Below are 13,625 nucleotides of genomic sequence, written 5' to 3'. Positions count from 1 at the left end.
CCCTAGCGGACGGCCTTGACCTTCCAGACCAATACCGCGCCCAGCGCGGACATGGCCGCCGAACAGAGGAACAGCGAGCTGTAGCCCCCCGGACCGCTGAGCACGACCGAGGCGACCGCGGGAACGAGAACGTAGGGCAGGGAGGTCATCAGGTTGGCCAGGGCCATGTCCTTGCCGCGGTCGGCCGAGGCGGGGAGCACCTCGGTGACCAGGGCGGTGTCGACGGCCAGGTACACGCCGTAGCCCAGGCCCAGGATGACGGCCGCGACCAGCGTCATGGTCCACGTGGGCGACAGCGCGAGCGGGACCGCGGCGACGGCCATCGTGACGCCGCCGAGGAAGACCAGCATGCGCCGCTTGCCCAGCTTGTCGGAGAGCCAGCCGCTGAGAACGACCGTAGAGATCGTGGCCAGGCAATTGATGCCGATCACGATGAGCAGGCCGTCCTCGGTGGACTGGCCGGGGAACAACTTCTCGTAGTGCAGGACGTCGTCCAGGAAGTACGGCAGGTAGAGCGTGCCCATGCCGTAGCCGAGACCCATGATGAAGCGGGAGCTCATCGCCCAGACGAAGTCGGGGTGCGCGCGCGGGCTGATCCGGTAGCCGTCCACGAAGGTGCGCAGCGAGAACGGCTCGCGGTGCAGGCGGGGCAGCGGCGGATCCTTCATGGTGGTCGCGAACAGCAGTATCAGGAGCGGCAGTACGGCCATCAGCAGGTACTGCGAGGCGAAGCCCGTGACCAGACCGATCAGCAGCCCGCCCGCGATCAGGGCGCCCGCCTGCGGGACCATGGCCCAGCCCAGCACGGCGCCGCGCTGGGCGACCGGGACCTGGTCGGGCACCACCGGGGAGAGTCCGGCACCGATGATCATGAACGAGGCGGACAGCACGAGGGAGCCGAGCGCGACCCCGACGACCGTCGTCTGGAGGCCGGTGAAGACCAGCGTCGCCATGCAGACCAGCGAGCCCACGAGCATCCACGGCCGGCGGCGGCCGAACCGGCTGGTGGTGCGGTCGCTGAGCGCGCCGGCCAGCGGTGCGATGACGATGCCCGAGATCGCGCCCATCATGCTGACCCAGGCGTAGCTGCCGACCTTCCCCGCCGGGTCGATCTGGGCGATCTGCTCGGGCATCAGGAACGTGGTGGGCACCTGCATCGGGATGAACACCCCGACGTTGGCCAGGACGTACAGGGCGACCCAGCCGGGGCCGACCCGGCGGACGGGCTCGGCGAGGGCCTCGGGGCGCTCGGACAGCCGGCTGCGCTCGGGGTGATCGGGCAGCTCGGGGGCAAGGCTCATCGGGACACTCTCTTGAGGTGGACGAGCTCGCTCGTCCAGTCGAAGGACAGCAGCGGCGGGAGGCCGTGGCTGAGCAGGACGGCGCCCTCGTGGACGGCGCCGGTGGTCTCGTCCCGGTAGCGGGCGTCGGGGTCGAGGCCCTTCAGCCGGGTGCGGGCGACCGAGCGGGTCAGCGCGGACGGCTGGAACTGGAAGACGACGACCTCGTTCTCGGTGAGGTACTGCACGGCGTCGTGCTCCAGGCGGTACTGGACGCCGCCGTGCACCACGGGCCGGATCCGCTTGTACTGCTCGACCAGCATCCGGGCCCAGGCCAGATCCTCCTCGCTCCAGTTCCGCAGGTTGCCGCCGATGCCCATCGCCCCGGCCATCGAGACATGGAAGCGGTACCGGATCGAGGTCGGGCGGGCGGTGAAGCTGTGCGGGCTGTCGGTGACCCAGGCGCCCATGGTCCGGGCGGGCAGCAGCTGGCAGTGGCCGTGCTGGATCGCGACCCGGTCGGCGGCGTCGGTGTTGTCCGACGTCCAGACCTGGTCGGCGCGGGCCAGCACGCCCAGGTCGGCCCGGCCGCCGCCGCCCGCGCACGATTCCAGATACAGGCCGGGACGGGCGGCGCGCAGCCGGTCCATCACCTCGTAGACCCCGCGCGTGTGCTCGATCCAGACCCGGTCGGGGTCGGCGGCACCGGGCTGCCCCGCCTCGCTGAAGGGCCGGTTCATGTCCCATTTGAGGAAGACCACGTCCAGCTCGGTGACGGTCCTGACCAGCCAGTCGACCGCCCATTCCCGGACGTCGCGGCGGGCGAAGTTCAGCACGTGCTGGTGGCGGCGCCGGGTGCGGGTACGGCCGTCCTGGCACAGGATCCAGTCGGGGTGCGCACGGAAGAGGTCGCTGTCGGGGTTGACCGCCTCGGGCTCGACCCACAGGCCGAAGCCCATGCCCAGTGCGCGGACGTGGTCGGCGAGCGGGCCCAGGCCGTTCGGGAAGCGGTCGGGGTTGGGCCACCAGTCGCCGAGCCCGGCCATGTCGCTGGTGCGCGCGCCGAACCAGGCGTCGTCCACGACGAAGACCTCGACGCCGAGACCCGCGGCCAGGTCGGCCAGCTCGGTCTGCTGCTTCTCGCTGATGTCGAACTCGGTCGCCTCCCACGAGTTGAAGATCAACGGGCGTTCGGCAGGGCGGGCGGGCAGCACCTCACGTTCGATGTAGGCGTGCCAGCGGCGGCTGGTGCCGCCGAAGCCGTCGGGGGCATACAGCCCGGTGAAGACGGGGGTCTCCAGACGCTCGCCGGAGGCCAGCTTCCAGACCAGGCCCTCGTGGCCGAACCCGCCCGTCCAGGAGGCGCGGCCGTAGGAGTCGCGGCGCAGGGTGATCCGGCGGCTGCCGCTCCAGGCCAGGGCCGCGCTCCAGACCTCGCCGTGCTCCTCGGCGGCGTCCTGCGCGTCGAGCATCAGCCACGGCCCGGCGTGCTGTCCCGTGATGCCGAGGCGGCTGGTGAACACGGTCTCCCCGACGGGCACCCGGTCGCGCCGGAGTTGGAACTCCCGGCCCCATTCCCCCACCACATGACTGACCCGGTAGTCGTCGCGGGCGGGCAGCGTCCAGGCGGCGGAGTCGAACCGCAGGACGTCAACCGGCTCGTCAGCGGTGAGGACGGCCCAGCGCTCGATCTGGTCATGGCCGTCCCGGAGCCGGTAGTGCAGGTCGAGACCGAGGGAGCGGACACGGTCGGTGAAGGAGAGCGTGAGCAGGTCGTCCTCGACCGTGTGCGAGAGGAACCGCCACTCGAAGCCACGGACACCGTCGTCGAACCGGACGGTCAGCGACGGCGCCCCGAACCGCAGGCCGCCCTCGACCACGTACTCCTCACCCCCGGGGTCGTCGCCGCCGGGGTCCTCGTCGGGCAGGTCGGCCGCGATCACGACGGCCTGCTCCGGGGTCAGCGGCCGGCCCCAGTGCACGTGCCGGGGGACGTCGTCGGCGTCCAGCCGGAAGGCGTACGAGGTGCCAGGGGTGCTCAGGAGCCAGAGGCGGGCTTCGGAGTGGTGAGTGATCACGAAAATCCTCAAACGTGAGTAGGGCTCATGTTCCGCTCATACGTTAGGCATGCGAGCCCGCAACGCCAAGCCCCTGACGGGGGCTATCGAATTTCGCGGCGTGTGGTTCCCTGCGCTCTGCGCGGCTCGGTCGGCGAACGCGCCGGAAAGTCAGCCGGGGCCGGCCGGATCAGGAGAGCTGATCCGGCCGGCCCGGCTCCGGGCACCGCCTCATGGGTGGGTCAGTCGGCGTAGACGCCGACCTCGCGAAGCGAGTAGCCCCACTGGGTGCCGCGCTCCAGTCCGGTGATTCGTACGTAGCGCGCCGGGGTTCCAGCGAAACGTGCCGTGTCCAGGCCGCCGACACCGGCGGTCGTGGACCAGACCGACTTCCAGGTCGTGCCGTCCTCCGACAGTTCGACGCGGTACGACTTCGCGTACGCCGCCTCCCAGTCGAGGGTGACGCGCTGGACCGGCTTCGAGGATCCGAGGTCGATCCGCAGCCATTGGTCGTTGTTCCACTCGCTGGCCCAGCGGGTGCCGTTGTCGCCGTCCACGGCCTTGCCGGGCGCGAAGCTGACGAATGGGTTCCACCATTCCGACGAGGACGCCGAGGCGGTTGCGCCCGAGGCCAGGTTCGCCCCGGACGTGTGCTGCTCGGTGTTGCCCCAGGTGCGGAGGTAGGACTCGGCGCCCGAGAAGAGGTCGTCCACGACTCCCTGGCCGCCGACGATCCGGATGTCCTCGATCCAGTCCGGGACCATGCCGTAGTGCGCGGCGCCATCGGTGTTGAAGTCCCATGTGCGTTCGCCGGCGGTCTGCTTGTCGATCACCGAGCCGCCGTCCGTGCTGCGGAAGGGGTACTTGACCGGGTTCGGGGTGTCCCCGCCCCGCGGGGCCGGCCAGCCGCCGACACCGTTCATGTCGGTGCCGTATCCGTAGCCGACCTTGTACTTCTCACGCAGCGCGTCCGTGCGCTTGGCCTCCGCGCTGAACGCCTCGGAGCCGCTCATGTACTGGGCGGCGAACCCGCCGAGCTTGTAGAGCCGCTCGGTCCAGCCCAGGTCCATCCAGCTGTGCGAGGAGATGGCGCCCGGGTACGACTCCGACTCCATGATGTCGAAGGCCTGACCCGCGGCCTTGACGCTCATGTGGTCGAGTTCCAGCATCATGTGACGTTGCATCATGCCGCGCACCGCGTACGCTCCGAGGTCGGTCAGCCCGCGGGTGTTGCACTGCGCGTCCGAGGCGTACGAGGGGACGGCCACCCCCGCCGGCAGCTGCTTCTCCGCCCCGGGTGCCTTCGCGTTGCCGATGGGGTTGTCGTGCTGCGGGCCGCGGCAGGTCTCCGTCTTCCAGAAGGTGCCGGTCGACAGGAACTGGCCCACGTTGATGGCCGTACCGAGGGCGCCGGAGTCGTAGCGCACCCCGCACAGGGCGTTGTCGAACTTGTGACACAGGAACATGCTGCGCACGCCCAGTTGGTGCAGCTCGTCCAGGCCGCGGTCGATGTCCTCCTTGCTGCACTGCGCGACGTCCAGGATCTGCTTGCAGCCGAACGGCTCGGAGGTCTCGACCCCCAGGACGACGGCCAGCTTGCCCTGCTTGATGACCTCGCGGGCCTGCGCGCTGTCGGTGACGATCCGGAACCAGCCCTTGCCCGGGCCGCCGTACATCTTGTCGATGAAGGCCTGCATGTCGTACGTCTTCTGCGCCTCAAGACGGATGGCGGTCATCTCGTCGCAGCTGCGGTCCTTGAAGAAGTAGACCGAGCAGATCACGCCGTTGGTGACCAGGTCGTTGACCAGCACCCGCTGGCCGCCGCGCCAGGCCCGCTCGATCCAGGCGTAGTAGTTCTGTTGGTGGGTCAGCGAGTCGTGGGCGGGCCAGTCCTTGAACGTGGGCCACCCGTTGGGGTCGTGCTTCCCGTCGCCCTTGGTGATGAAGTCGAAGACGGCGCCCGTGCCGTCGGGGTAGTGCTCGGGGCAGTCCTTGAGCGCGTCGGCGACGCCCTGCTCCGAGAACGGCTTGCCGCAGATCAGCCGGCCGCCGAAGCCCTCGTTGGACATGATGTGGTCGTGGGCGTCGACGAAGCCCCTTACACGCCCCTGGGCGTCGGTGCCCTTGAAGGGCTCGCCCGTGACGCCGATCTGCGCGTCGGGCGTGGGCCGCGCGGTCGGGGTCCACCAGCCGGGGTCGGGCTCCGCCGCGGAGCTGGGCATCGGGCCGAGGACCAGGGACATCACGGCGAGGAGCAGTGACACCACCGTGAGGGATCTGAGTTTGCGGCGCGGAGGTTGAGCCATGGTCATCACTCACTTTGATTGACATGTGCACTCAAGTTACTGATGGGTTTTCAGAATCGCGACCACCGTCGGCGGAGTCAACGGTCCGGGCCGAAAAACATGAGGAATTCTCAGCTTTGGTGAACTTGTCTTCAACTGCGGTCATTTGAGGGTTGATCGAGTGTCGAGAGTCGAGTGGCCCGGCCGGACAGGCCCGCCCGCCCGGCCATTCGTCAGGCCACGCTGCGGATGCGGTTGACGAGGAGACCGCCGATGAGGATGACCAGGGCCGCGGTGGTGTAGAGGCCGGTGTAGCCGCAGAGGTGGGCGATGATCGGCGAGGCGAGGGCGGGGGCGAGGACCTGCGGGCCGGAGTTGGCGATGTTGATGACGCCGAGGTCTTTGGCGCGGTCGGCGGCCTCGGGCAGGACTTGGGTGACCAGGGCCTGGTCGACGGCGAGGTAGATGCCGTAACCCGCGCCGAGCACGGCCGCGGCGGCGAGGGCGGACGGCCAGGTGTGGAGCAGGGCGAGCGGCACTGCCGCTGCGGCCATGACCAGCGAACAGAGGACGACGAAGACCTTGCGGCGTCCAACGCGGTCGGACAGGACACCGGCGGGGATGGCCGTGAGTGCGGCGCAGAGGGTGTAAACCACCGTGAGGATCAGTACGCCGGTGCCGGGGTCGCCGTAGTGGACGGCGTCGGCGAGGAAGTAGAACAGGTAGAGGGTGCCGAGGGTGTTGCCGAGGTTGATCAGGAATCGGGTGAGCCAGGCCCAGCCGAAGTCGGGGTGCTGCCGGGGACTCACCCAGAGCGAGCGGGCGAAGGCGCGGGCGTCGAAGGTGGGGCGCAGTGCCCGGGGCAGGGGCGGCTCGGAGTGGCGCAGCACGAAGGGGAGGGCGAGTGCGACGGTGAGCACGGCGAGGGTGCCGTAGCCGGAGCGGACACCGGTGATCAGCAGTGTGGTGATCAGCGCGCCGAGGACGAGGCCGAAAGACTGCATGAGGCCGGTCCAGCCGGAGACCTGAGCGCGTTGGGTGAGCGGTACACGGTCGGCGATCGGGGTGGTGACCCCGGCCAGCATCGCGTTCAGGCCTGCCTGCGCGAGGCACCAGCCGACGGCGACCCCGGCCACGGTGTGCTGGGTGGCGGTGACCGACAACCCCCCTGCCCCGGCGAGGGCGCCGCCGAGAATCCAGGGCCGGCGGCGGCCGAACCGGCTCGTGGTGCGGTCCGACCAGGCGCCGGCGAGCGGGTTCGCAAGCACCGCGACGAGCGCGCCGAGGCCGGTGACGAGCGAGAGCGCATCGTTCTTGCCGTGCGGGTCGATGTGCTCCAACTGGAGTGGCAACAGGATCTGAATGGGGGTCATGAACGCCATGAAGACGGCGAGCGTGGCCAGCGAGAGGTTCACCGTCCAGTCGGCCCTGACCGGGACGGTGGGCTGGGCGAAGACGACGGCGTCGTCCCCTGCGGAGGCGTGGGACATGACGGCTCCGTCGCTCAGGACCGCTGGGAGGCGATCAGGTCGCGGTACCACTCGAAGCTCGCCCGGGGCGTGCGACGTCGGGTGGTGAAGTCGACCTCGACCTCGACCAGACCGAAGCGCTGGTGATAGCCCTCGGCCCACTCGAAGTTGTCGAGCAACGACCAGGTGAAGTAGCCGCGCACGTCCACCCCGCGGGACACGGCGCGGGCGACCGCGGTGATGTGTCCGGCGAGGTACTCGATGCGCGCCTGGTCGTGCAGCCCGGCCGGCTGCGAGCAGCCGTTCTCGGTGATCCACACCGGTGGAAGGTTGTTGCCGTAGCGGGCCTTGAGGCCGGTGAGCAGCTCCGTGAGCCCATCGGGGACCACCGGCCAGTCGAACGCGGTTCGCTCGTACGGCTCCGCGGGCTCGGTCAGGTCGAAGGGCAGCGCGGCGGCGGCAGGATCGGCCGGGGCGGTGACCCAGGTGGGGTTGTAGTAGTTGACGCCCAGCCCGTCCAGCGGTGCGGCCATCGTGGCGAGATCGCCATCGCGCACCACTCCTCCCCAGCTCGGGTCGGTCATGCCGTAGGCCGACAGGTCGGGATAATTCCCCAGCAGCAGCGGCTGTTCGTGACCGGGGCACGCCGTCCAAGGTGGGCCGCACCATAACATGAACTATCGTTCACATTCTATGGGTCGGGCCTGGCCACGACCTGGCCGGCGGGGCGGGGCGGGGAGGGGTGCGGCTCGGGCAGAAGCAGCGTTGGCCGGGACCTGGGGCGAGCGTCGAGGCCGAAACCACGGTCCGCGGCGGCGGACCTCGGATGGTGGCAGACCTCGGTGGCCGGCTCGGCGAGCCCCCGGAGTCGGCCCCCGGCAGGGGACCTCGGTTGGCTGGGCTCGGCCGGCGCGAGTTGCCGGGCAGGGCCTGGCCGGGATGATTGCCCGTGTCACGACGCCCAGGGTGCGGGCTGGGCAGCGGCGGTACCGGCCGGCCCGACAGTCCGGGCCTGCGGCCCGAGGCCCGGCGAGCTGCTGAACGCCTCAGTTCACCCTTCCGCGGCCGTCAGCCGGCCGCGCAGGTCCTCCCAGTAGGCGTTCAGCATCCGCTTGAGCTCGTCCACGGTTTCCAGGTCCGGCTCGCCGTCGCTCTTGAACACTTCGTGCAGCACGGCGTTAGCCGCCCACACCACCATCCGCGTTGCCCGCTGCGCCTGGTGACCGCCGGGCCCGCCGGTCAGGTGCTCCACGATGCGCTGCAGGCCCTCGGCGATGTGTGTGTTGCTCGCCTCGTCGGCCCGCGCGAGCTCGGGACTGAGGTGCCGCCCGGCCCACAGAGCCATGCCGCCCGCCTGGGACCGGAAGAGCTTGGCGTAGACGCCGACCATCATGCCGACCGGGTCGGTCAGTTCGCCCTCGACGGTACGCTCGACGAGTTCGTCGATGGCGGCCTTGAAGGCATCGAGGTACCGCTGGCCCAGCGCGTCCACGACGGCGCTCTTGTCCGCGTAGAACTGGTAGATGCTGCCGACCGGCGCGCCCGCCTCCTCGGCGATCCGCCGCATCGTCAGCGCCTCGTACCCCTCCTGAGACAGGATCCGGTCGGCTGCGGCGAGGATGGCCTCGACCCGGGCCCGGCTGCGCGCCTGCTGAGGCTGCCTCCGTAGCCGCGCCCGCGATGTCGGCTGCGGCTTGCCTGCTTCCGTCACCACGTGCCCCTGGTCGTCCGATGACGCGAACGTAGCACGCGGCCACGGAGCGGGGGCCGGCCATGCTGCGCCCCCGCTCCATGCGCCGGCTGCAAGACTCCTGAGCATGCGGTTACCGGGGGGAGGCCATGGGCGTGATCGGGCTGCTGCCCGTCGCGGGCGCGGCCGGGGCGCGCCCGGAGTCCTGGTACGGAACGGGGGTGATGGAGCCGTCGTCGAGGGTGAAGGCCAGGTACGGGTAGCGGTTGCTGTAGGTGCTGCCCACGGCTATCGCGCCGTTGGCGACGGCCGGTGCCGCGACGTTGAACGGACGCGCGTAGCCGTTGCCGACGGAAACGACGGTGGGAGTACCGGAGGCCACGAGGTTGTCGACGGCGAGTGAGAGCACGTTGCTGCTGCGCTCGCCCTTCGCGCCCAGGACGTCCTCGGAGACCGGGGTGGGCTTCTCCGGCGCTTCGTACACCACCGGCTTTGAGACGGAGGCCACGCCGGGCAGCGCAGTGAGCCGGTCGGCCTGCGCCGCGGGGACCTTTACCACCAGGCCGTTGACGACGTTGTGATAATGGCGGTGGACGGTCAGTGGAATCCCTGCGTGCCCCGCGGCATCGACCAGCTCCCGCTGGGAGTCGTCGGCGGCGTGGCGCGCCGCGGCACGTTCCTTGGGAGAGGATCGCTGCGAGGCCGGCGCACTGTCGAGCGTGATGATGCGGGTTACGGACGGCCCGGACCGATCGTCCGTGGCTGCATGTGCAAGGCTGCCGGGCACGGCGAGTGGCAGCAGCAGGAGGGCGGCCGCTGCGGTGATGGATTGTCTGTTCACGACCGGAGATCCAAGCCCGCGCCTCCGTAGCGGATCAATCGTTTCCAATGTCGCGTTCTTGACATGTCGAAAACTCGACGTGGTCCTGTGCGCGCGGCCGGGCTGCCCGAGGCAGGTGGGAACCCGGATTGCTCCGGCGAATGCCCGGTCAGGTCCGCCACCCGACCGGTGCCGTTGAGCGCACAGGTTGCATCAGGCACCCACGTCGATGGGCACGACGTCAAGCCGGCCGCGCCAGGCGGGCCGTCAGAACACGGGCCCGGGCCTGCTGGACCGCCCCCGCCTGGGAGGCGGCGAAGCGGAGCAGGCCCGGGGGCGTCCGCAGGTGCAGCGTGTCGGTGACGACGCAGCCGGCCTCATGGCGGTCGATGGTGAAGCGGTAGCTCATGTGGACCCGGCCGGGGCTGCGGACCTCGCCGGATATCTCGGCGGACTGCGGAAGACCGTCCGACACGGCGACGAGCGTGACGTCGATGATGTTGTCGTGCCGTAGGACGCCGAGGAACCGAAAGCGCTCCACGGCCGTGTAGTGCATGGTCCCGCCGCTGCGGCGCACGTCGCGGACGGCGACGAGGAGCGGCGACAGGCCGACGTAATGCGACGGTTCGGCCAAGTGCGCGAAGACCTCCTCAGGCGGCGCTGCGATCCGGAACGTGTGTTTCAGCTCGGCGGACGGCACCTTGGACTCTCCTCGATACGGTGTGGTGGCACGGTGATCCTCCCATCGCGGGCGCTCGGAAAGGTCGTTGAGCCCTCGCCCCAAGAGAAGATCCCTGTGCCTGAGCTGAGGGCACCCGAGTAGGGGCCCACATGCGGTGAAAGAAGAATGATCAATTTCCATCCTGATTTCGCAGGTCACGGGGCTGGCGTGAGTCGATGGCGGGGTACTCGGGCTGGTCTGGAACATGATCGGTAGCAGGTGATCGATTGCCACGGGCCTCGTTCGCGGAAGTCGCCGTACGGGCGGTTGTCTCCTCGTAGGGTCCGGCAGGAAGATCCGGCCCGGGGAGGGGAAGTTCATGGTGGATGTACTGACATGGACGGTGGAACGGCGGGTCCTGCTGGCCGACCGCGCCGAGCGGCTGCGTAAGGAGCTCGCCGAGATCGATGTCGAGGTGGCCCGGCTGGAGGCCGCGGAGGTGGTGTTCGGCCAGTACGCCGAGGCGACGGACGGCGGCAGGCGGGACGATCCGGTGGTGGAGCCCGATCCGGTGGAGCCGGATCCGCCGGCGACGCAAGCGTCGGGAGCCGGCGGGATGCTGCTCGTGCCGCACCGCGTCGAGGGGATGAGCGAAGAGGTGCTGCCCGCCGACTATCAGCGGATTGTGCAGGTGGTCGCGGGTGCGTCCGACGGGCCGGTCAAGACCCGAGAGGTGTGCGAGAAGCTGGGGCTGGGCGTGCTGCCCGCGCAGACCGAGGCGATGCGGGGCAAGCTGAGGCGGCTCGCGGACCGGGGCTGGCTGCACCGCACCCCGTCAGGCCGCTACGGACCGCGCTGACACCAGCCCGGCATCCGGCCGCAAAGTGGCCGATTCCTGCCACAACGCGAGGGCCCCCGGCGGGAGTTGGCGTGTTTTGTGAAGAACAACCAGCCCGCCGAGGGCTCTCAGGATGCTGTCTACCAGGTTCGCCTTCCGGTGTCGAAGTCGACCATCGACCTCGTCGCCGACCTGATACGCAAGCAGCGCAAGAGGCTGGGCACCCGCTGGCGCAAGGTCACCCCGGGAACCCAAGCGATCATCGTGCTCGCCGTTCTCCGTCATGACCAGCGCCTTCTGGACATGGCCGGCGGCAACGACGTCTCCGCCTCGACCGTGCGCCGATGGGTGATCGAAGTGATCGGCCTGCTCTCTGCCCGCGCCCCGCGCCTGGACCGGGCCCTGAAGAAGATCGCCGACGATGGCGGGGTGGTCGTCCTGCTGGACGGCACTCTCGTGCGCACCCGCCGCCGCACCGGGACAGAGAACCGCAAGAACTACAGCGGGAAACACAAGTCCCATGGCCTGCTGTTTCTTGCGCTCACCGACGAGAAGGGCAACCTGATCTGGATCTCCGCGGCCAAGCCCGGGCGGTCCAGCGAGATCACCACCGCCCGCCACAGCAAGCTCACCGAGCATCTCCGCGAGGCCAAACTCGGGGCCCTGGCCGACCTCGGCTTCGTCGGCCTGGACGACGACCCTGACAACCCGGTGATCATCACCGGCCGCAAGGCCACCCGCAACCACCGGCTCACCGACGCCGAGAAGGAGGCCAACCGCCTGCTCAGCCGTGAACGCGCCGCCGTCGAGCACGGCTTCGCAAACCTGAAGACCTGGCGATTCCTCAGCAAGGTCCGTATGAACACCCGCCACGCGACCACCCTCCTGCGGGCCCTACTCGTCCTGGCGAACAGCGAAGTGCAGAGGTGACAGACGATCTCCCTCTGCCGATCATGTCCTGGCCAGCACGAGTACCCCACTACAAGCTCACACCAGGCCCGTGACCAGCGAAATCAGGATGAAATTTCCTCAATGGGCCCACCACCTCAGACAACGGGCCGCCGACGCCGGGTCCACCGAAGCCCTGCACTACCTGGCCCAGGGGCAGTTGCATGCCGGGGACCGGCAGGGGGCCGAAGCCCTGCTGCGGCGGGCTTTCGACGCCGGCGATACCAGAGAATCCCTGCGCTGGCTGGCCCATCTGCGGCAGGAGGCCGGGGACTGGGAGGAAGCGGAAGCCCTGCTGTGGCGGGCCGCCGACGCCGACGCCGTCGACGTCAGTGACCTGCTCTGGCTGGCCGATCTGCGGCAGGAGGCCGGGAATCGGGACGGGGCCGAAGCCCTGCTGCGGCGGGCCGCCGACGCAGGAGATACCACAGCCCTGCTGCGGCTGGCCGAGCTGCGGGAGAAGGCAGGGGAGTGGGAGGAAGCCGAAGCCCTGCTGCGGCGAGCCCTCGACGCGGACGCCGACTCCATCGGCGTCCTGCTGCGGCTGGTCGAGCCGAGGCTGAGAAATTACGCCGGGGACCGGCAGGGGGCCGAAGCCCTGCTGCGGTGGGCCGCCGACGCAGGAGATACCAAAGCCGTGCTGCGGCTGGCCGAGCTGCGGGAGAAGGCAGGGGAGTGGGAGGAAGCCGAAGCCCTGCTGCGGCGGGCCATCGACGCAGGAGATACCAAAGCCCTGCTGCGGCTGGCCGAGCTGCGGGAGGACGCCAGGGACCGGGAGGGCGCCGAAGCCCTGCTGCGGCGGGCCGCCGACGCAGGAGATACCAAAGCCCTGCTGCGACTGGCCGAGCTGCGGGAGGACGCCAGGGACCGGGACGGCGCCGAAGCCCTGGCACAGCGGGCCATCGACGTCGGCGACGCCAGCGTCCTGCGCCAGTTAGCCGAGCGGCGGGAGGCATCCTGGGACCGGGAGGGGGCCGAAGCCCTGGCACAGCGGGCCGCCGACGCAGGAGATGCCAGCGTGCTGGCCCGGTTGGCCGAGGTGCGGCAGCGCGCCGGGGACTGGCTGGGGGCAGATGCCCTGCTGCGGCGCGCGCTCGATGTCGGCGACGCCGGCGTCCTACTCCGGCTGGCCGAGCTGCGGGAGGAGGGCGGGAACTGGCTGGGGGCCGATGCCCTGGCACAGCGGGCTGCCGACGCAGGAGATACCGGCGTCCTGGTCCGGGTGGCCGAGCTGCGGCAGCGAGCCGGGTACCGGCAGAGCGCCGCAACCCTGCTGCAGCGGGCCGTCGACGCCGGCGCACGCTCCTCCGATGTCCTGCTCCGGCTGGCTGATCTGCGCGAGGAGGCCGGGTACCGGGAGGAAGCCGAAGCCCTGCTGCGGCGAGTCATCGACGCCGACGTAGACGCCAGCAGAGCTTCAATATCCGGCTTACCCTTTTCGGACAACACCGTAGTCGAGCGCTTGTGGCCGTACGGGTTGAACCCGGACGGCACACCGACCGCCCCTTGGTCGTAGAGGCGCCTGCACGGGAACGAGGCGGTCAGACTCGTCGTCTGGTTCGACAGCTGAGCAGGGC

Annotated in this window: 10 protein-coding genes and 1 pseudogene; 3 read left to right on the top strand and 8 right to left on the bottom strand. The window is 70.0% G+C overall.

What is annotated here, in order from left to right:
* Positions 1-2 precede the first annotated feature (2 nt).
* The 8 genes and pseudogenes from NRF20_RS01555 to NRF20_RS01520 form a co-directional block, all read right to left on the bottom strand.
* On the bottom strand, positions 3-1,301 hold the full coding sequence (locus tag NRF20_RS01555) for an MFS transporter (RefSeq protein WP_398634792.1): 1,299 nt from the start codon (positions 1,299-1,301) through the stop codon (positions 3-5).
* The gene (locus tag NRF20_RS01550; RefSeq protein ID WP_398634793.1) at positions 1,298-3,358 is read right to left on the bottom strand and encodes an alpha-galactosidase; all 2,061 of its coding nucleotides are present in this window, start codon (positions 3,356-3,358) and stop codon (positions 1,298-1,300) included. The genes NRF20_RS01555 and NRF20_RS01550 overlap by 4 nt, the downstream gene beginning before the upstream one ends.
* A gap of 221 nt (positions 3,359-3,579) precedes the next feature.
* Complete coding sequence (locus NRF20_RS01545) at positions 3,580-5,649, bottom strand: discoidin domain-containing protein (RefSeq protein WP_398634794.1); 2,070 nt, start codon at positions 5,647-5,649, stop codon at positions 3,580-3,582.
* A 206-nt stretch (positions 5,650-5,855) separates the two neighbouring features.
* Positions 5,856-7,112 carry an MFS transporter gene (locus NRF20_RS01540; protein WP_398634795.1) on the bottom strand — a complete coding sequence of 419 codons (1,257 nt, stop codon included), beginning with the start codon at positions 7,110-7,112 and terminating at the stop codon, positions 5,856-5,858.
* A gap of 14 nt (positions 7,113-7,126) precedes the next feature.
* Positions 7,127-7,717 (bottom strand): annotated as a pseudogene (locus NRF20_RS01535) (family 1 glycosylhydrolase); the annotation flags it as partial.
* Positions 7,718-8,142: 425 nt separating this feature from the next.
* Positions 8,143-8,805, bottom strand: a complete 663-nt coding sequence (locus tag NRF20_RS01530) for a TetR/AcrR family transcriptional regulator (protein ID WP_398634796.1) — start codon at positions 8,803-8,805, stop codon at positions 8,143-8,145.
* 109 nt (positions 8,806-8,914) lie between these two features.
* Positions 8,915-9,622 (bottom strand): protease inhibitor I9 family protein, encoded by a 708-nt coding sequence (locus tag NRF20_RS01525; RefSeq protein ID WP_413751819.1) that lies wholly within the window; start codon positions 9,620-9,622, stop codon positions 8,915-8,917.
* A gap of 220 nt (positions 9,623-9,842) precedes the next feature.
* Positions 9,843-10,301 carry an SRPBCC family protein gene (locus NRF20_RS01520; RefSeq protein WP_398634798.1) on the bottom strand — a complete coding sequence of 153 codons (459 nt, stop codon included), beginning with the start codon at positions 10,299-10,301 and terminating at the stop codon, positions 9,843-9,845.
* Between the two features lie 340 nt (positions 10,302-10,641).
* Between NRF20_RS01520 and NRF20_RS01515 the strand changes: the two genes are divergently transcribed.
* The 3 genes from NRF20_RS01515 to NRF20_RS01505 all read left to right on the top strand — a co-directional run bounded on the left by NRF20_RS01515 (position 10,642) and on the right by NRF20_RS01505 (position 13,564).
* Positions 10,642-11,121: a hypothetical protein gene (locus NRF20_RS01515; RefSeq protein WP_413751749.1), complete on the top strand. Its 480-nt coding sequence runs from the start codon at positions 10,642-10,644 to the stop codon at positions 11,119-11,121.
* A gap of 78 nt (positions 11,122-11,199) precedes the next feature.
* The gene (locus NRF20_RS01510; RefSeq protein ID WP_413751748.1) at positions 11,200-12,030 is read left to right on the top strand and encodes a transposase family protein; all 831 of its coding nucleotides are present in this window, start codon (positions 11,200-11,202) and stop codon (positions 12,028-12,030) included.
* 70 nt (positions 12,031-12,100) lie between these two features.
* Entirely contained in the window at positions 12,101-13,564 is a 1,464-nt protein-coding gene (locus NRF20_RS01505) for a tetratricopeptide repeat protein (protein ID WP_413751818.1), read from the top strand.
* The last annotated feature ends 61 nt before the right edge of the window (positions 13,565-13,625 follow it).

Origin of the sequence: Streptomyces sp. R-74717 (assembly GCF_047305335.1) — a bacterium.
GTDB lineage: Bacteria > Actinomycetota > Actinomycetes > Streptomycetales > Streptomycetaceae > Streptomyces > Streptomyces atratus.
The sequence above is the reverse complement of the archived record's forward strand: the minus strand, read 5'-3'. Positions and strand labels throughout refer to the sequence as shown.